13 protein-coding genes and 1 pseudogene are annotated in these 19,100 nt (G+C 62.7%); 7 read left to right on the top strand and 7 right to left on the bottom strand.

From position 1 onward, the window contains the following. Positions 1 to 141: 141 nt before the first annotated feature. Together NKJ06_RS07920 and NKJ06_RS07925 are read left to right on the top strand one after the other, a co-directional pair. A complete protein-coding gene (locus NKJ06_RS07920) occupies positions 142 to 492 on the top strand; it encodes a transposase (protein ID WP_352635201.1) in 351 nt (116 codons plus the stop codon). Next, the gene (locus tag NKJ06_RS07925; protein ID WP_352635225.1) at positions 471 to 1,334 is read left to right on the top strand and encodes an IS3 family transposase; all 864 of its coding nucleotides are present in this window, start codon (positions 471 to 473) and stop codon (positions 1,332 to 1,334) included. The genes NKJ06_RS07920 and NKJ06_RS07925 overlap by 22 nt, the downstream gene beginning before the upstream one ends. 97 nt (positions 1,335 to 1,431) lie before the next feature. Here the strand turns inward: NKJ06_RS07925 and NKJ06_RS07930 are convergent. Next, positions 1,432 to 1,612 (bottom strand): annotated as a pseudogene (locus NKJ06_RS07930) (IS21-like element helper ATPase IstB); the annotation flags it as partial. Positions 1,613 to 2,105: 493 nt separating this feature from the next. Here NKJ06_RS07930 and NKJ06_RS07935 point away from each other — a divergent pair. The 5 genes from NKJ06_RS07935 (at position 2,106) to NKJ06_RS07955 (ending at position 12,940) form a co-directional block, all read left to right on the top strand. Beyond that, positions 2,106 to 3,884: a type I secretion system permease/ATPase gene (locus NKJ06_RS07935; RefSeq protein ID WP_352635203.1), complete on the top strand. Its 1,779-nt coding sequence runs from the start codon at positions 2,106 to 2,108 to the stop codon at positions 3,882 to 3,884. Continuing rightward, the gene (locus NKJ06_RS07940; protein WP_352635206.1) at positions 3,881 to 5,230 is read left to right on the top strand and encodes an HlyD family type I secretion periplasmic adaptor subunit; all 1,350 of its coding nucleotides are present in this window, start codon (positions 3,881 to 3,883) and stop codon (positions 5,228 to 5,230) included. The genes NKJ06_RS07935 and NKJ06_RS07940 overlap by 4 nt, the downstream gene beginning before the upstream one ends. Before the next feature lie 337 nt (positions 5,231 to 5,567). Next, positions 5,568 to 9,584 (top strand): T1SS-143 repeat domain-containing protein, encoded by a 4,017-nt coding sequence (locus NKJ06_RS07945; protein WP_352809521.1) that lies wholly within the window; start codon positions 5,568 to 5,570, stop codon positions 9,582 to 9,584. 73 nt (positions 9,585 to 9,657) lie between these two features. Next, positions 9,658 to 11,409, top strand: a complete 1,752-nt coding sequence (locus tag NKJ06_RS07950; protein WP_352635210.1) for a type I secretion system permease/ATPase — start codon at positions 9,658 to 9,660, stop codon at positions 11,407 to 11,409. Between the two features lie 4 nt (positions 11,410 to 11,413). After that, a complete protein-coding gene (locus NKJ06_RS07955; RefSeq protein ID WP_352809523.1) occupies positions 11,414 to 12,940 on the top strand; it encodes an HlyD family type I secretion periplasmic adaptor subunit in 1,527 nt (508 codons plus the stop codon). A gap of 6 nt (positions 12,941 to 12,946) precedes the next feature. Here NKJ06_RS07955 and NKJ06_RS07960 read toward each other — a convergent pair whose 3' ends face one another. The 6 genes from NKJ06_RS07960 to NKJ06_RS07985 form a co-directional block, all read right to left on the bottom strand. Then, positions 12,947 to 13,699 (bottom strand): GGDEF domain-containing protein, encoded by a 753-nt coding sequence (locus NKJ06_RS07960; RefSeq protein ID WP_352635213.1) that lies wholly within the window; start codon positions 13,697 to 13,699, stop codon positions 12,947 to 12,949. A gap of 184 nt (positions 13,700 to 13,883) precedes the next feature. After that, positions 13,884 to 14,579, bottom strand: coding sequence for a thermonuclease family protein (locus NKJ06_RS07965; RefSeq protein WP_352635215.1), 696 nt, complete (start codon positions 14,577 to 14,579; stop codon positions 13,884 to 13,886). Between the two features lie 33 nt (positions 14,580 to 14,612). Then, a complete protein-coding gene (locus NKJ06_RS07970; RefSeq protein WP_352635217.1) occupies positions 14,613 to 15,845 on the bottom strand; it encodes an ABC transporter substrate-binding protein in 1,233 nt (410 codons plus the stop codon). Between the two features lie 87 nt (positions 15,846 to 15,932). Beyond that, positions 15,933 to 16,679 carry a lytic transglycosylase domain-containing protein gene (locus NKJ06_RS07975; protein ID WP_352635227.1) on the bottom strand — a complete coding sequence of 249 codons (747 nt, stop codon included), beginning with the start codon at positions 16,677 to 16,679 and terminating at the stop codon, positions 15,933 to 15,935. Positions 16,680 to 16,711: 32 nt separating this feature from the next. Then, positions 16,712 to 17,083: a hypothetical protein gene (locus tag NKJ06_RS07980; protein WP_352635219.1), complete on the bottom strand. Its 372-nt coding sequence runs from the start codon at positions 17,081 to 17,083 to the stop codon at positions 16,712 to 16,714. A gap of 60 nt (positions 17,084 to 17,143) precedes the next feature. Beyond that, positions 17,144 to 19,100: type I secretion C-terminal target domain-containing protein (locus NKJ06_RS07985; RefSeq protein WP_352809526.1), on the bottom strand; the 1,957-nt coding region annotated here is incomplete at its 5' end.

Below are 19,100 nucleotides of genomic sequence, written 5' to 3' on the forward strand. Positions count from 1 at the left end.
TAGTGAATGCTCGCGTCGGCGCCAACCGTACGTGTCAAACGCCTTGCAAAACTTACCCCCGATTGGAGTGCGCCCCTCGGACCGGACAGGATGCACAAGCAGAATTGACTTGGAAGCCGGGCTTTCGAAGGATGGAAGCCCATGGTGACTTATCGCACGCACAGCATCGAGTTCAAACGTCAGGTAGTGCAGGAGTTCCTGTCCGGCGAGACGCTGCATGGTCTCGCCAAGCGGCACGAACTGCCGCGTAACCTGATCCGCATCTGGGTTCAGAAATACGAGGCCGGCTCCTTCGACGAAGACGTGGCGGCGGCCGACACGATGCAGACCTATGAGGCGCGGATCGCAGCGCTGGAGCGGCTGGTAGGCCGGCAAGCCTTGGAAATTGAGTTTCTAAAGGGGGCTCTGAAAAGCGCACTACGTCCGAGAAGCGGGACTACATCCGTGATCACCGGCCCGGCGGTGTCTCCATCGCTGAAGGATGCCGGCTGATGGGGATCGCGCGATCAACCTACTACGATCAGCCCGAAACCGCCGTGGATGACACAGCGCTCGTCGAGACGATGGGTGAGATCTCCGACAGCTTCGAAGCTTACGGCTATCGCCGCATGCAGGCGGCGCTGCGGCAGCGCGGCATCGTCGTCAACCACAAGAAGGTCAGACGGTTGATGCGCGAGCACGATCTGCAGCCCAGGATCAGGCGGCGCTTCATCGCCACTACGGACAGCGATCACGAGTTGCCGATCTTCCCGAACCTGGCGAAGAACGTGACACCCGACGGCCCGAACCAGCTCTGGGTGAGCGACATAACATACGTGACGATTGCGGCGGGCTTCGTCTACGTCGCGGTCATTTTGGATGCCTGGTCACGCAAGGTCGTTGGTTACGCCATCGGTCGGTCGATCGACGCGCGCTTGACCGTTGCAGCATTGAAAGCGGCAATCGAACGACGAAAAACCCCGCCGGGCTGCGTCCATCACTCGGACCGAGGCTCGCAATATGCCGCACTCCTCTACCGCAACGTTCTCGCCGAGCACGATCTTATTGGATCGATGGGCCGGCGCGGCAATCCCTACGATAATGCGAAAGCGGAAAGCTTCATGAAGACGATGAAGGTCGAAGCCGTCTATCCGATGGCCTACGAAACCTTCGCCGACGTCGCTGAGGACTTCCCCGCTTCATTGATGAGGTTTACAACACCCGCCGATTGCACTCAGCGCTCGGCTATCTCAGCCCGCAACAGTTCGAGGACCAACACGCCCGGCAGATGGTCAAAACTGCGGCTTGACCTGTCCGGTCCGAGGGGCGCACTCCAGATCGGCGTCCAATTTTGACCCCCCTCTATGTAGGGCACTTCGCTTAGCGCTCGCCGGGCGGAGCTGATCGGGTTGCAGCCCGCGAGCGCGGATGAGCTTGGACGTGTTGGGTTGATCAGGCGCGGTTCTTGAAGCGCCCGGACTCATTGCCAGTCTCGATGATCTCACAGTGATGCGTGAGACGATCCGAGTTCATCGAGGACGACGAAGCCGAGGCGGGTGAGATAGTCGGCGATGCGGCCCTGCTTACCGGCGCGACGCTCGGTCTTGAGCTGGTTGAGCAGATCGACGACGTTGCACCTGTATCACGTCTACGAGAAGCTGCACCTCGGCAGCCGGGCGGAACTGGCCTGGATGGCGCAAAGGGCCTCGACCATCCAGGGGCCGGCCTCCTCTGACATCAGCACTTGGCATCGACATGAGGCCGGCACGGGCCGGAAAGCCGCGTGATGGCATCGGCCGTGATACCCGCCGCAGCGTCTGCGGCGGCCTGATCTATCGAAAGATATATATCGTTCGATCAGGTGCGGACATTGACCTCAATACTATCGAACCGGGAATGGACGCGTCCTCTTCGGCGGCGACACAATCGAGGATCAAAGGCCGCAATTCAGGGCGTCAGCGCGCCAGCGGATGCATTCGGGTAGGGCATCTGGGGATGGGGAACCCCTTTTCTTGATGCGTTCCAAAAAAAGGGGGAATCTCGATGGCACTCACCATAGCAGCTCATGGCTGTCCCCACTGCAATCCCTCGCGCCGGATGTCATTCCGCACACCAGAGAAATAACGATGAAAACCAAGCAACAGCCCTCTGCCCTGCAGGTGGTGATGAAAGAGGCCAAACGCGCCATCCGACCGCTTATCTGGTTCAGCGGCGGCATCAACGTGCTGATGCTGACCGGGGCGTTTTACATGCTCCAGGTCTACCACCGCGTACTCGGCAGCCATAGTCTGGAGACGCTGGTGATGCTGTCGCTGATGGCGCTGGCGGCGCTCGGGACACTCGCGGGGTTGGAAGTTGTGCGCGGGCGTCTGTTGGCCAAGGTCGGGTCATGGATGAACGCACGGTTGGGCCCAGTCCTCCTGACCGCATCGGTGGAATACGCCGCTTCTGCCCCAGGCCAGGTTAACGCGCGACCACTGCGCGACCTCGACCAGGTGCGAAATTTCTTGACCAGCCCGAGCATCTTCCCGATCCTCGACGCGCCTTGGGCACCGATCTTCTTCGCCGCCATCTTCCTCATGCACCCTTGGCTGGGCTGGTTGGCACTCTGCGGCGGGCTTGTGCTGTTCGCACTCGCTTTGCTGAACGAATACATCACACGCAAACCGTTGACGGAGGCCACAAGCGCTCAGTCGCGGGCATACGTGCAGGCTGAGGCGGCGATCCGCAATGCCGAAGTCGTCCAGGCGATGGGCATGTTGAAGCCCCTGCTGGAGGGTTGGAAGGCGCATCAGGACGAGGCAAATAAAGGACAAGTTCTTGCCGCCAACCGGGGCGGCGTCATTGCGGCCATCGCACGATGCCACCGCCTGGCCCTGCAGATGGCCATCCTCGGCCTCGGCGCTTATCTGGTACTTCGCAACGAGGCTTCACCCGGTATCATGATCGCCGCCTCAATCCTGATGGGCCGTGCGTTGGCCCCTGTCGAGCAAGCGATCGCCACGTGGAAAGCGACGGTCGGAGCGCGTGCCGCTTACCGGCGTCTCACCGCGGTCGCCGGACAGCGCCCGGAGGCCACGCCAGTTCTGCCGCTGCCACGACCGAAAGGCAGGTTTGAGGCTGATAACCTTGTGCTTGCCCGTCAGGGTGGCGAGCACATTCTGAAAGGCGTCAGCTTCCAGCTCAAGCCCGGTGAAGCGATGGCGTTGATCGGCCCGAGCGGCGCCGGCAAGACAAGTCTGGCGCGAATCCTGGTCGGAGCCTGGCGCCCATCCGGTGGTCGCGCGTTGCTTGACGGCATGAGCGTTGTCGAATGGGCGGCCGAGGACAGGGGACGACACGTCGGTTATTTGCCCCAGGACATCGAGCTCTTCGCCGGCACCGTCTCCGAGAATATCGCCCGTTTTGCGTCGCTCAACCCTGCGGTTTTCAACAATGTGGTCAAGGCCGCGGAGTTGGCCGGCGTCCATGAACTGATCAAGGGATTGCCGAAGGGCTACGCCACCGAGATCGGGGAAGGTGGTGCGGCACTGTCCGGGGGGCAACGCCAGCGCATCGGGCTGGCGCGAGCACTCTACGGCGACCCAGCGTTCCTTGTCCTCGACGAGCCTAACTCCAATCTCGACCACGAGGGAGAGCAAGCACTGGCTACAGTCATCGGTGGGCTCAAGGCGGCAGGTACGACCCTGATCTTGATCTCGCACCGGCCAAGCATTTTGGAAAAAGTTGACAAGGTGCTGGTGCTTAACCACGGCGCTCAGGACCTGTTTGGGCCGCGCGATGCCGTGTTCAACGAACTCGCCAACCGCGCCCGCAAGGTTAGCCAGATGCCAAAGGCAGCCCAACTGCCAACCCTCGAACTGGTCAAGGAAGTCAAAGAAATCGAAGAGGTCAAAGAAGCATGACCCGGTCTTCAGCATTGAACGTCGTGCCATTACCCGTCGCGCCGCCCTCCCTCCTGGAACCGGTACCCCTGCGTCTGGCCGGCGTGACGTTCACCGGGTTCGCGATCATGTTCCTGTTCTTCGGCGTCGCCGGGGGCTGGGCAGCCCTGGCACCGTTGGACAGCGCCGCAGTGGCACCGGGCATTGTCAAGGTCGCCGGCGACCGCAAGCTCATCCAGCATCTCGAGGGCGGCATCATCGCGGAGTTGAACGCCGCCAACGGTGATATTGTCAAGGCGGGCAAGGTCCTCGTCCGACTCGACGACACACAGGCAAAGGCGCAGCTCGACCTGTTCCAGAACCGGATAGCGACGCGTGAGGCGCTGGCCGCGCGTCTCAGGGCCGAGCGCGACGGCAAGGCCGAGATCGAGTTTGATCCGGCGTTGCTCGCAAACCCCGCCACCGCCGCGAAGGATGCGGTGGCCGCACAGCGTGACGTGTTCGCGGCGAAGCACCACAACTTGACCGACGAGCGGGAAATTCTCGGCCAGCGCCGTCACCAGACCGAGGATGAGGTAAAGGGGCTGGAGGAGCTCATCGTCACCGAGGACAAGCAGATCGAGGCGATCGAGGGTGAAAGCAAAGACCTTGAGAGCCTGCTCAAGAAGGGGCTGACCACCCGCGAGCGGAACCTGTTGCTCAGACGCCAACAGCGCGAGATCGAGGGCGAGCGCGCCACCAATGTCGCGGCAATCGCCCGTGCCGGAAGCGCCATGGCCGAGATTGACATGCAGATCCTGAACCTCGGCACAGTGCGGCTGAAAGAGGCCGTCGACGAGCTGAGCAAGGTGGAGGCGGAGTTGTTCGACCTCGGACAGCAGGAGCGCTCCGCCAGGGACGTGCTTACCCGCACCGATGTCGTCGCACCGGTTGATGGCATCGTCATGGACCTGAAGGTCCACACGGCCGGCGGTGTCGTGAAACCCGGTGAGACACTGATGACCGTCGTGCCGCTCGGACAGCAACTCGTGGTCGAGGCCATGGTCAAACCAGAGGATGTCGAGACGATCGCCCCCGGACAGCCCGCGCGCGTCAGCTTCCCGGCCTTTGCCCGCTACAACCTGCCGCCGCTCGAGGGCGTCGTGGAGATCGTGTCGGCTGACCGCATGGTGGAGGAGCGCAGCGGGGCACCCTATTTCGCCGCGACCGTGTTGATCGACAAGAGCGAACTCGCCAAGCTGGAGGGCCGCAAGCTGCTGCCCGGCATGTCGAGCGAGGCGATGATCCGGACGGGTGCTCGCACCGTGCTTTCCTACCTCGCCGAGCCGATCACGCAGAACTTCCGCCGAGCAATGCGGGAAAAATAACCGTAGGCCGCCCAGCGGCCGGGCGCCAGTCTGGGCGCCGACCGGGCACAACCGAAAACATCGCACGGGGCCTTCCGCGACGCAGCCAAGACCGCGCCGCGGCCACCCCGAGCGCCTGTCGCGGCCTGATCTATCGAAGGATGTATATCGTTCGATCAGGTACGGGCATTGACCCCAATACTATCGAACTGAGAATGGACGCGTCCTCTTCGCTGGCGACATAATGGCGTATGAGGGCCGCTCATCCAGGCCGCGACCGGAGTGCACTCTGGCAGATGCACCCCGGGGTTATCGGATGTGCGGATCGTTAGAATCTAACCCCAAGGGGACAACGATCATGGCAATTATCATCACCGATTCCGTCACACTGGACGAATCTTCCGGGCTGCAGAACAGCGGTGTCCCGGTCGGTACCGAAGACAACAACGACAACGATATCCTTGTGGCGTCATTGGATGCCACATTCTCCACCCGTCTCTTCACCGACCTCGGGCTGAGCAGCACCTTCAGCGGCACGAACGGCGCGGCGACCAATACCGTGGCCACGCTGAGCGGCGGCTCCACCCTGGAAGGATTCGTCCAGGATGACGGCAGTTCGCTGCCGGTCTACGTCGTGGGCAGCGGTGCCCCGCCCACCGACATTGCAACCAGTTTCACGACGCTCGACGGCGAGGCGATCTACCTGTGCATCGACAGCGCCAGCGGTCTTGGCGACAACCTGGTGTTTGGCGTCGACGCGTCGGGAGACGTGGTCTTTGCGGTCTACATCACGACCAGCGGATCGGACGTCAACATCTCCATGGTCCAGTTCGAAGCCATCGACAATCCCGATACGAACAATCCCGACGACCCCGTCGATCTCACCGGCCTTATCGATGTTGCGATAACTTCGCCGAAGGTCTTCAATTTCGACACTCTGCCCTCCGGGCAAAATCTGTTCGGCACGGTCGGCGACGCCGACGCTGCCATCGTGGTCATCGGTCGCGATATCGACCTGAAGGCCGACAACACCTTCACCAATACCAGCGACACGATAAATACGTCGCAAGGCGGCGGCACCGTAACGATCGGCATCAACAACCAGATGTTCGATGAAGGTGAAGGCGCCTACTTCACCTATGTCACCGATCCGGACCCCAACTTTCTATCGGGCGTTGTCGGCGGCCTCGACCAGAATGAAGCGGACGATCTCGACAACGTGCAGTTCGGCGATACGCTGGATGTCACCGGCGGCTTCCTCGTCATTTCGCAAATCCAGTGCAATACGGACGCAACGCTGACGATCGAAGCCTTTCTGGCTCCCAACGCCGACGGCGCCGATTTCGACACCGCGCTCGGAACCGGCAGCGTGATCGATATCACGTCCATTACGGTGACCGTCGGCGGGACCGTTTACACCTTCAACGCCGACGGCACCCAGGACGGCATCACGGTTTCGAACCTGGACGGCGTCAACGACAAGGTCGAGATCGCGGGGCTCGGCGCCGGCGACAAGGTCGAATGGACGACCGCGACCGATCACAACCAGGTCCTCGTCGAGGACGTCGAGGGCAAATTCGACATCGGCCAGTTCGGATTGACGCAAGGCGTGGTCGAGCATTTCGATATCGGTGACAAGATCCGTTTCGAGGACGACGGCCCGACGGCGACGGAAGAGACGGTATCGGCAACGGTGCAGGAGGACGACCTCAAGGTCGCGGACGGCGATTCCTCCGATGGCATCGACGAGGACGCGACACCCAACCAGGACGAGGCCAGCGGATCGGTGGCATCACTGGTGACGTCCGGCACCGACGCGCCGGTGACCTTCAGTCTGTCGGCCGACACGTCCGGCCTGCAGAGCCTGACCTCGAACGGCGACGCCGTCACCTACAGCGTCGTGGGCGATCTGCTGACCGCCACCGCCGATGATGGCGGAGCCGACGAGCGCATCGTGTTCACGCTGACGCTGGCCGCCAACGGCGACTACACCTTCGACCTGCAAGACCAGCTCGACCACGCAACCGCCAGCGGCGATGCCGGTATCCTGGCGATCGACCTGTCGTCGGTGCTGGTGGCAACAGATGCCGACGGCGACACGGTGACGCCAGATGCCGAAGCCTTCGTCATCAACGTCGAGAACGACGTGCCGGTGGCGTCGGAAGAGACGGTGTCGGCAACCGTGCAGGAGGACGACCTCAAGGTCGCAGACGGCGATTCTTCCGACGGCATCGACGAGGACGCCACGCCCAACCAGGACGAGGCCAGCGGATCGGTGGCATCACTGGTGACGTCCGGCGCCGACGAGCCGGTGACCTTCAGTCTGTCGGCCGACACGTCCAGCCTGCAGAGCCTGACCTCGAACGGCGACGCCGTTACCTACAGCGTCGTGGGCGATCTGCTGACCGCCACCGCCGATGATGGCGGAGCCGACGAGCGCATCGTGTTCACGCTGACGCTGGCCGCCAACGGCGACTACACCTTCGACCTGCAAGACCAGCTCGACCACGCAACCGCCAGCGGCGATGCCGGTATCCTGGCGATCGACCTGTCGTCGGTGCTGGTGGCAACCGATGCCGACGGCGACACCGTGACGCCAGATGCCGAAGCCTTCGTCATCAACGTCGAGAACGACGTGCCGGTGGCGTCGGGTGAGACGGTATCGGCAACGGTGCAGGAGGACGACCTCAAGCTCGCGGACGGCGATTCCTCCGACGGCATCGACGAGGACGCCACGCCCAACCAGGACGAGGCCAGCGGATCGGTGGCGTCACTGGTGACGTCCGGCGCCGACGAACCGGTGACCTTCAGCCTGTCGGCCGACACGTCCGGCCTGCAGAGCCTGACCTCGAAGGGCGACGCAGTTACCTATGAAGTCAACTTGACCGGCGATCTGCTGACCGCCACCGCCGATGACGGCGGAGCCGACGAGCGCATCGTGTTCACGCTGGCGCTGGCCGCAACCGGCGGCTACACGTTCGACCTTCAGGACCAGATCGACCACGCAGCCGCCAGCGGCGACGACGCTCTTCTGGCGCTCGACCTATCGTCGGTGCTGGTGGCGACGGATGCCGACGGCGACGCGGTGACGCCTGACGTCAATGCCTTCGTCATCAATGTCGAAAACGACGTGCCGGTGATCAGCGCGCAGATCTTGAGCGGCGTAGTCGACTTCGCCGCCGGCGATTTCGTCAGCAATTCGCTGAACGGCATCATCGGCGCCGACGAGAACACCGCCGACGACCTGTCGGGCGACGGCACCAAGACCTACACGTTCGCCGACTACTCGACGCCGACCAACGTTTTCTCGGACCTCACGGCGGTGCTTTCGGCCGACGCAACGAAGATCGAGTATTACTCGGACGCCACGCTTGGCACGCTGGTCTACGACATCGTGCTCGATCAGGACGGCAGCGGCGAGTACACCTTCACCGTCCACGAGGATCCACCGGCGGCCTTCACCTCGTTCGACTTCAGCGACCTGCCATCGGGCCAGAACCTGTTCGGCGTCATCGCCGCCGACAAGGCGGACCTCGACGGATCGGCCCTGCTGGTGATCGGTTCTGACGTGCACCTCAAGGCCGATGGAACCTATGTCACCAGCGGCGCCAACGCCAGCGACACCATCAACACGTCGAAGGGCGGCGGACCGGTGACGATCGGCATCGGCAACCAGATGTTCGATCCGGGAGACGGCGCGTTCTTCGTCTATCTCGACAATCCCGACGACGATTCGATCGCCGGGGTCACGGGCGGGCTGACGCAGAAAACGGCCGACGATGCCGACACCATCGGCTTCCAAGGCACGACGGAGGTGACCTCTGCGTCCGTGGAGATCTCGCAGGTGCAGGGCAATACGTTGGCGACGATGGACATCTTCGCCTACGACATTGACAACGTCGCCCTTGGCCAAGTCGACACCGATGCAGAGGCCCGCGCCTTCGCCCTGGATCCCATAGCCAACGCCGACCCGGTCAACATCACCGGGGTCAGGGTGCTCGACGCGAACGGCACGGTGATCGAAAGCTGGACGGACACCGATCCTGGGGATCCCGTGAACCTGATCGACAGCGCCACGGTAGGTGTCATTTTCAACCAGTACAGCGTCACGGTGTCCGGCCTCGGAGCCCACTACACGGTCGAGTTCGACACTGAAGCGCCGCATGACGTGGCCGACATCGAGGCTGTTGCCGGCAAGTTCGACATTGGCGGCTTCAACCTGCTGCAAGGGCAGGATACGCCGGACCAATCGTTCGACTTCGCGGTCCAGATCACCGACTACGACAGCGACGTCGACGGCGGTACCGCCGATGCGTTCGCCAACTTCTCTGTCGGCGTCGACGGCACCGGTATCTTCGACGACGGCATTGCCTGACACGACACCGGCCGGGCGCCAGACGGGCGCCCCGCCGGACACTACCAAAAGCATTGAACCCCGGGGGGCTACCGTGACGCAGTCAAGACCGCAGTTCCAGGAGGTGATGCATCTGGCACGGCGCCAGGCGCCCGCCCTGCTCCTCTTCAGCCTGCTGGCCAATCTTCTGCTGCTGGCCAGCACCGTCTACATGCTGCAGATCTACGACCGGGTGCTGTCGAGCGGGTCGATCGACACGCTGAAGTGGCTAACTCTGGCGGTGATCGGCGCGATCGCCGTCTACGGCCTGCTGGAACAGGCCCGCCGGATGATCCTCGGGCATATCAGCCAATGGCTCGACGACCAGCTGAGTGTTCCGGTGATCGAACGCGCCATGGAGGCTCGCCTCGTGGGTGGCAACGGCGTCGAGGCCGGCCTGAAGGACGTGTCGGATCTGCGCGGTTTCGTTGGCGGTGACGGCATGCTGACCTTTCTCGATGCGCCGTGGACGCCCGTCTTCCTAATGTTCATGTGGTTTCTGCATCCGGCATTGGGCCTGGTCGGAATTGCCGGAGCGATCCTTTTGTTCTGCGGCGCGCTCGCCAATGATTTCCTCACCCGTCACAGGGGTCAGGAAGCGGCGGCGGGGCTGCGTCGCAACCAGGTCGCGGCCGGTCAATACATCGATGGCGCCGAGACGCTGCGCTCACTCGGCATGTCCGAGCCCGCGCTGCGGCGCTGGGAGGAAAGGCAGCAGTCGCTGATGACCGTCCAGGCGCAACTGCTCGGGCGCACGACGACCATCGGCAGCCTGTCGCGCTCGATCCGGCTGGCGCTTCAGGTGGCCGTGTTGGGGCTTGGCGCCTATTTTGTCCTGCATGGCGAACTGACCGCAGGATCGATGATTGCCGCCTCGATCCTGCTGAGCCGGGCGCTGGCGCCGATAGAACGCTCGATCGGCGCATGGCGCAGCCTGGTTACCGCCCGCACGGCACGTCGCAACCTGACGCGGCTTTTCGCCGACACCGGGTCGATGCAAAACGCCTGCGTGAAGCTGCCGCGCCCGCAAGGGCGGCTGAGGCTCGAGAACCTGAACTACTACGCACCGGGTGCGCCGCAGGCCCTCTTGAACCGGGTGGCCTTCAGTATCGAGGCGGGCGAGACCTGCGGCGTGATCGGTTCGTCGGGTTCCGGCAAGACCACGCTTTGCCGCCTCATTGTCGGAACGCTGCGTCCGTCGCTCGGCCATGTCAGACTGGACGGTGCGGAGGTATCGAGCTGGCCATCCGACCAGCTGGGCATGCACATCGGCTATCTGCCGCAGCAGGTCGAGCTGTTCCCCGGCACGATCGCCGAAAACATTGCACGCCTGCGCGACGTCGACAGCGGCGCGGTCATCGCCGCGGCGCAGCTTGCCGGCATCCACGAGATGATCCTGCGGCTGCCAAACGGCTACCAGACCGAGGTCGGGTCACGTGGAGCTCGGATATCGCGCGGCCAACGTCAGCGCATCGCGCTGGCCCGGGCGCTATTCGGCGATCCGGCGCTGGTCGTGCTCGACGAGCCGAACACCGGTCTCGACGGCGACGGCGAGATAGCGCTGTTCAACGTGCTTCGGCATCTGAAGGAAAGAGGCCGCACCGTTATCCTCATCAGCCACCAGACCAACCTTTTGCGCACCGCCGATCGTGTCGTCCTGCTCCAGGACGGCTGCATGTCGATGTTCGGCACGCGCGACGAGGTGCTCGGCGCTCTGGCCGGTCAGACCAAACGCATCGCCCAGCCGGCATCCGTACGGGACAAGATCGCCGCCAATGTGCCGGCGCAGCTGAAGGCAGTGGAGTGAACCCATGGACGATCGATTTGGCGATCTGTCGACGATGCTGGACCTGCTGATGGTCAGCCTGCGCGACATGGTGGACAAGCTTATCATCGCTCTCGGAGATCTGACGGGCGCGGCCTCGAGCTGGTTCGAGGGGCTGGGCCTGCCTGCACGCATCGCGGTGGCGGCAGCGGCAGCCGCGCTGCTTCTGCCCATGCTCCGAATTCTTGTCCGGCGGCGTTCCGGTGCGTTTCGGGCCAGCAAGCGCGACCTGAAGCAGCGAACGCGGCCGGCGCGCGTACTGGGCTACGTCTCGGCGATCGGATTTGTCGGCGGCATCGCGGTCTGGTCCAGCGTGGCGCTTCTGGCAAGCGCCGTCGTCGCCAACGGCGTCGTCAGCCCGGAGGGCTACCGCAAGACCGTGCAGCATCTGGAGGGCGGCATCATCGGGGCCATCCATGTGCGGGAAGGCGACAAGGTCAGCGCCGGCCAGATCCTGATCAGCATGAAGACGACCGACGCACAGGGCCGCTACGACGAGCTTCAGGGGCGCTACATCCGCCTGCTGGCCGCCGAGGCGCGCCTGCTCGCGGAGCTTGCCAAGCAAGACCAGATCATTTTTCCCAAGGAGCTGACCTCGATCGACAGCGAGATCGCGCGAAAGGTGGTTGTCGAGGAGCAGGCGCTGCTCGACAGCCGCCTCGCGACCCGCGAAGGGCGCGAACAGATCCTCAACAAGCGCATAGCGCAGATAGAAGAACAGATCACGGGATCGAGGGAGGTGATCGCGGCGCAAGGCGAGCAACTCGGCCTGATCGACCAGGAGATCGGTTCCGCGACGGTGCTCTACAAGAAGGGACTGGAGCGCCTGCCGCGAATCCTGGCGCTGCAGCGCGCCCAGGCCGACATCCGGGCCAACCAGGCGTCGAACCGGTCGCAGGTCGCGCGCAACGAGCAGCAGATCGGCGAGACCAAGCTGCAGCTGCTCAACCTGCGCCAGCAAGATAGCGAGAGCGCCAATGAGGACCTTGCCAAGGTGCGGGGCGACCTGGCCGAGCTGCGCAGCCTTCTGCCTTCACGCCAGGATGTGCTGGCAAGGACCGACATTGCCGCACCGATCGCGGGAACCGTCATGAACGTGCGCGTGACGACCGAATCCGGGGTGATTTCCAGCGGCCAGCCGCTTCTCGATATCGTTCCCAATGAGCCCAATCTGGTCATCGATTCCAGGATCAAGCCTGCCGACATCGACATGGTGCATCCGGACATGCCGGCCCGCGTGGTGCTGTCGGCCTATCCGACCAGGCACCTGCCGCAGATCCATGGCCTGCTGACCTCGGTATCGGCGGACCGGCTAACGGACGAGAGGACAGGAGAACCCTATTTCCTCGCCAAGGTCAAAGTCGATACCGCCGATCTGGGGAAGCTGCATGACGTCCATCTGTCGCCCGGCATGCCGGCCGAGGTCATGATCCTGACCGGCGAGCATACGCTGCTCGACTACATGCTGGCGCCAGTTCGCGATTCTCTCAATCGCGGTTTCAGGGAGCATTAGCGACTGTCAGCTGTGGAGATGCGTCAGTTCGAACGCGGCTCCGTCCTGGACGATTGCCATGCGCTGCTCGACGGAGCGGAACATGTCCGCGAACTCCACCTCGTCTTCGAACACCACGCCGCCGACCTTGACGCTCAGCGCATCCTCGGTTCCTTTTGGTGCGAAATAGACTTGCGCGATGCGCGACCGGATACGCTCGCCGATTTCGCTGGCTTCCGCCTCGGTGGCGCCCGAGAGGAAGACCCCGAACATAGAAGCCCCTATACGTCCAACCAGGTCCTCCGCGCGCACCGACGATCGTATGGTCGAGGCGACCAGCCGCAAGGCCTCGTCGCCCCATTCAAGGCCAAAGCGCAGGTTGATGGACCGCAGCTGTTCCGAATGGATGACCAGGAAGGCGCCGGATCTCGGCCCTGGCGACGACGGCCTTGCTGTTCTTCGTTCGACCATCGACGTGAACACCGCTCCGTTCAGGCAGCCGGTCATGGTGTCGAAAGTTGCCGACTTGTCGAGCTCCCGGCGATAGTGACGGACCTCGATCTGCTTCAATCCGACGAACAGAAAAAGCGGAACGCCAAGGACAACCGGCAACAGGATCGCCGTGATCATACTGCGCCCAAATGGCGTCAGCGCCTCCGAGAAAAGCAGCAGATAGTTGAGGCCGACGGAAAGGGCCAGGATTCCCGTGGTTCCCAGAAAGGTCAGCCAAACGACGCCTTTCCATGCTGGGACGGTGGTGCTCGCCGATATCTTTGTCACTGGCCGATCTCCTGTGGATGGGCTGGTAATAAGGCCGGTGTGTTGCAATTTCAGTTTCAAGGAACCTTGCAATTTAATCGATTGCGCGATGACCCCATCAAGGCTGCGGACGAAATGGCTTGCTCCTGGGGAAAGCTTCGCCCGTGACGGTTAACAAACCAAGTATCAGGGGTTGAATGGCCGGCTATTGCGCTGGGCCGAACATGCCCATCTCCGCACCCCTGGCTGTCGCCTCCGCCTTGCCATAGAGGCCGTTCGGCAGCGCCGTGGCCCAGCCATTGGAGACAAGCCAGGCGCCGACATCCTGCTTGCCCAGGCTGCACGGTGCGGCGATGGCAAAACGCTCGACGTCCGGCGGCACGAAACATTTCAACGCGCGTCCCCTCAGCCAGGAATTGAAAGCGGCGCGTGCGCGCTGGCCGCAGGGCCAGGTGACGGCGTGAAACGAGCAGGATCCGTCGAGGTCGATGCCTTGCACCCCGCTGATGATCACCTTCCGGCCCATGGATTCGAACATCGCCGACGATGTCGCAATCGGGCGGTAGAGCAAGACCTCCCGCCAGTCGCCAGGCATCGGCGTCTTCGGGGGTACGGCGAGCCCGAGCTCGCTGAGCGGCGGGCGGGGCTCGACCCGTTCGATCTCCGCGGGATCGAGCCGCGGCGGGGCGATGAGGTCTTGAGCAACCTTGCGCGCCGGCTCTCGGCGTTGTGCCTCGATAGTGGCCGCCGGTCGGATTGGCTGCGTGTCGTCCTGCGAAGGAGCCAGGACAGGCCGATCGACCGAAAGCAAAGCCCCGGCCCGACCAATCAGCAGGATACCGGCCAGAAGCAGCAGGCTTCCGAGCCCGATCGGCTGGCGGCTGCGGACAAACCTGCCCATCAGCCCGAACAGGTTCTCAAGGCTTCTCGCCGATCAGAAACCCGACGTCGATTTTGCAACCAGCTTGAGAGCACCTTTTTCAATCCGATAGAACGGCATCGATCGCTCGCTGGATCCGTCGGCCCGAAACCGGAACAGGCCTGTCGATCCACGAAACCCGTTTGGATTTTCGAGATTTTTCTTGCTGAAGCCATCAGGCCCGACCGCACTGGCAATCCCCGCGGTCAGCGCAACCATGTCATAGGCGTAGGCCACATTGACGTCGGCCGGATAGTTGTATGTCGTCCTGAAACGGTCGGCGATCGGCCCGGTTTCACTTGGATCGAGCGTGGCGATATAGGCCCCCGCGAACAGCGGATCCATCGGGTGTTCCAGCCAACGGTTCGTTCCGACGACGGAGATTGTCTTTCCCGGAATGCCCTTTGATTTGAGGGCGGCAAGGATGGATGACGGACTGCCATCGCCGCTGGCAACGATGACGGCGTCGGGGGCTTCCACCAGCGAGCCCATATCGTCGACCGCCTTCGCGCCACTGTCGCCGGCCGAATACGGCACGGTGACCGCCAGCGTCGCGCCGTAGATGCTGAGGCTGTTTGCGACCCGCTTCTCCACGGCGCCGGCGTTTGGGCCCGCCGCGACAAGCAGTACGAACTTCTTGCTGCCTTTCGCCGCCAGTCCCGCGGCGCCCGCCGCGGCGCTGTCCGCTTCGCCAAGCGGCACGGCATAAACTCCGGCGCCGCCGGCGAAATTATCGGCAAGCGCCAGGACCGGTGGCCGCGTCGATCCCGACAGCGTGGCAATATGCTGTGCTGCCGGCAATTCGGTCGGGCCGATGACGGCCTTCGACCCCGTCGTTATGGCCGTTATCGCCAGTTTGCTGGCCAGTGTGCTGTCGCCTCTGGTGTCCTCTACCGTCAGCGTAAGCAATCCATTGCCGATATCCGTCATCGCCAGCTTGGTGGCATCGAGCATCTTCCTGCCGTTTTCGCCTGCCGTTCCGGCGGCGGACAGCGGCAGCAGCATGGTGATCTTCGTCGAACCGGTGCCCAGCGACTGGGTCGCCTGGACTGGACCGGCAACAGCGGCGCCATTTTGCCCGGCAGGTACGGCAACAGCGGCGCCATTCTGCCCGGCAGGCGCGGCGATCGCCGCCGGATCGAGCGCTTCGGAAACGCCGTCTTTCGATTGGCAGCCCGACACCATCATGGCGAGCGCAAAGGCGATTGCCCATGTCCGTGGACAATGGACGCGTCGGCCAGCTTCCATGAATGCTCCACCCTTATTTGCCGCCGGCTTCCCGGTCTGGCCCTCAAGTCATGTTACGGCGGACTTGCTGTGCCGTCTGCATTTCTTTTAACCGCCGAAAAGCCTGGCCCTGAGCGCCTTGACCTGTCGTGCCTGCCCGGCACTCCGGTAGTCGGCGCATTTCATGTATCGCGGCCCGGGCACGAACACACGGCGCACGCACACATTTTTTCCCTGGGCAGGAGCTCCGCCTCCTGGCGAAAATGCGGAAAAGCCGAAGGAGGCCACTGGTAGCGGGCCGGCTACGTCGATGCCGTCCCTTGCCAGGATTGCCCGCGCACGCTGGCAGTAGCGGACTGACAGGGCCGAGAACCGGCTTTCATTGTGCCCGGCGCGATATTTCATGACGGTGGTGCACAGATCGCCCGCGGCCAGCCTGTTGGCCTGCGCAAGATATCTGACCCCAAGAGCGATGTTGGTCGCCGGCGCGCTCAGATCGTCCAGGGAGCCTCGAAAACCGAGCATCCTGGCGGTCGCCGGCATGACCTGCATCAGGCCGACTTCGCCATCGGCGCCCTGCACGTCGGGATCGAACCCGCTTTCGATCTCCATGACGGCATGCGCCAGCAGCGGCTCCAGGCCATAGATCGATGCCTGGCAGCTGGCAAACGCCTTGAATGTCTGCCGGGTCCACTGCGTGGCCGCCTCACAGTGCACCGGTCGCACCGGATTGGAGGACTGTTTCACGGAAGGTCGTTCCAGCCAGTTGGCGCTGGCCGGCGTGACAGCATGGCCAAAGCCGATCAACGCGACCGCACCGGCGATCGCGCTCAGGAATGATCCGTCGGCTGTCATGACGGCCAACAGGCGTGGCTTCGCCTATCCGGTCAGTGCATGTACTCGACCATGCGATCGTGAAAACACTCGCATTTGTTGAGCGTGTCTTCGTCCTTGTAGTTCGTCTTCAAGTAGCCGTAAGCCATGCCGCAAGCGACCTTGGCTTCCGATGCCCAGACGAAGACGGGCCGGGACGAGTTGATCCACTCCGAGCTGTTGGCGGCCGCCACCGACTCGTCCATCAGCTTCACCACCTGCTCCCTGAGATCGACGATGTTGTCGTTCAGCACCAGGTTGGAGGTTCCGACGACACGACAATAGTCGCCCGTCGGACCTTCGATGATGTCGGCGGCATAACCCGTCGACCCGACTGCCAGCAACAGCGTCGCAGCGGAAACCAGCAGTCTTGCAGAACGTTTCATATTGAGCTCCCCTCGATATTAGCGATGTATAACATAGGCAGGTGGTCGTGCGCCATGGCGTTAGATCGTTGCCGTGTGTTGTACGTGCGCCGTGTCGTCGTAAATCAGATTGATGGTGCCGGCGACAGGTGCGTTCTGCAAGACGGCGACGTCGACGAAATTGGCGCCGCCGGTTGTACCATTCGTATCGACGCTGAGAGTGTGTGAGAGCGCATCATATTTCACGAAATCGGCAATATTGGTCCCTGGTCCGGTTTCGAACAACGCCGTCAGGTCGATCTTGTCACCCTCGCCACCATTGTAATCGGTGATGAGATCCTTGATGTCGAGATGATCGAGCTTGAACGTATCGGCGCCTGTGCCGCCGGTCATCGTGTCCTGACCGAGACCGCCGATCAGCAGGTCGTTGCCGTTGCCGCCAATCAACGTATCGTCGCCTCCCCCGCCCCACAGTGCACTTCCGGTGTTGTTGGCGGTCAATGTATCTGCGAAATGCGAGCCGATCGCGTTCTCGAAGTTGCTGATCGTGTCGCCACTCGCCCCCGCTCCGCTCACTGTCTGCGTTGACAGATTGATCGTGACCGCGCCCAACGCGCTGCTGTAGTCGACGGTGTCGCCGGGGCCGGTTCCGCCGTTGAGCGTGTCGGCACCGGAACTCGCGGCAATTACCTCCGCAGTCGTGGTACCCGTCTCCTGATAGCCGGAACCGGTATGGGTTCCGACTAGCGAGACGGACAGATTGTCCGAACTGGTGACGGAGTCGCCATCATGATCGGTGATGCCAAGCGCAAAATTCAGCGTCGTGTCGCTAATGATCGTCTGCGAGTTGTAGGTAAGCGACAGGATCACTAGCTTGGGATCCTCACCGCTGGCGCTTGAGATGTTCTTTACATCTGCTTCGCTGAAATCGAAGAACGCCCCGCTATTCGTTCCGTTGGTCCCCCAATGCGCCGCGTCGATAATCAGCGGCGTGCCATCCGCTTGTGTCACGTTCCAGGTGGCGGAGATATTGTGCGCCGCATTCCAGATGGTCACCAAGAAATGCTCATTCGCATCGTTTCCGCTTTTCCCGATAGCCATCGAGACGTGATCCTGAAGCAGAGCGAACTTGAAGGTCAGGGTCTCGTTCGTGTCCAGGTTACCGTTGCCGATCCCCAGCCCGTTATTGTTCATATATACGTTGTCGTTGACGTTTGACGCGTTGAACCCATCGATAAGGACATCGTAGCCGCTGGCTGGGACCGCACCGTTGCCGAAGCTGCCAACGTTGTTGATGATCGTCGCGTAGTTGCCGTTGCCCGGATGGACCCCCGTTATGTCGAACGTATTGGTCGATTGCAGGCTGTTCGTCACGAGGTGGAAGTCGTAGGTTCCATCTGCCGCGACAGTCAGCGTGAAGTATTCGTTCGCGCCGGTAGCTCCCTGCGCATCCGTGAGGTTCGTGTAGGCAAACATCTCGGACGAATGGGTTGCCGGATCGTAGTGCGTATACTCATAGAACGTATAGAGAGTAGTCGTTCCACTTTTCACGTCGACTTGAGTTACGGCATCGCCAGCACCATTCGTCCCCTGGCTAGTCAAAATGTAGGTCAGTCCAGAGGGCGCGGCTCCCATAGCAAGGCTGATCGCCGAAGTAAGGCTTGGCCCGTCCGCTCCAAAGGACGGCTGCCAGGTGCCGTGAACGTCGGTATTGCTGACGTTCGGCATGATCGCGTCTTGGATGTTGCTGATCGTCGGTGTGTCGTCATCGACATTGATCGTCAGCGAGCCCGTCGCCGTGTCGCCGTCATGATCGGTCGTCGTGTAGCCGACCGTGAACGCCACGTCGTTCTCGTTGGCGCCCGCCGGGTGGTCGATCGCATGCAGCTGGGTCACCGTATAGGCGCCAGCCGTCGTGTTCGACAGCGACACCGATACAACCGCCACCGCGACGCCGTTCTGGATCTGGCTGATCGTCAGCAGCGTGCCGGTCACCGTCTGGAAGAAAGCCCCTTCCGTCACCGACGAGGTCGGCAGG

This window comes from Mesorhizobium sp. M0293 (genome assembly GCF_040321735.1).
Classification (GTDB): domain Bacteria; phylum Pseudomonadota; class Alphaproteobacteria; order Rhizobiales; family Rhizobiaceae; genus Mesorhizobium.

Coding starts and splice junctions, on each gene's coding strand:
- NKJ06_RS07920 (WP_352635201.1), top strand. CDS start 142: ATGGTGACTTATCGCACGCACAGCATCGAGTTCAAACGTCAGGTAGTG.
- NKJ06_RS07935 (WP_352635203.1), top strand. CDS start 2,106: ATGAAAACCAAGCAACAGCCCTCTGCCCTGCAGGTGGTGATGAAAGAG.
- NKJ06_RS07940 (WP_352635206.1), top strand. CDS start 3,881: ATGACCCGGTCTTCAGCATTGAACGTCGTGCCATTACCCGTCGCGCCG.
- NKJ06_RS07945 (WP_352809521.1), top strand. CDS start 5,568: ATGGCAATTATCATCACCGATTCCGTCACACTGGACGAATCTTCCGGG.
- NKJ06_RS07955 (WP_352809523.1), top strand. CDS start 11,414: ATGGACGATCGATTTGGCGATCTGTCGACGATGCTGGACCTGCTGATG.
- NKJ06_RS07965 (WP_352635215.1), bottom strand. CDS start 14,579: ATGGGCAGGTTTGTCCGCAGCCGCCAGCCGATCGGGCTCGGAAGCCTG.
- NKJ06_RS07970 (WP_352635217.1), bottom strand. CDS start 15,845: ATGGAAGCTGGCCGACGCGTCCATTGTCCACGGACATGGGCAATCGCC.
- NKJ06_RS07975 (WP_352635227.1), bottom strand. CDS start 16,679: ATGACAGCCGACGGATCATTCCTGAGCGCGATCGCCGGTGCGGTCGCG.
- NKJ06_RS07980 (WP_352635219.1), bottom strand. CDS start 17,083: ATGAAACGTTCTGCAAGACTGCTGGTTTCCGCTGCGACGCTGTTGCTG.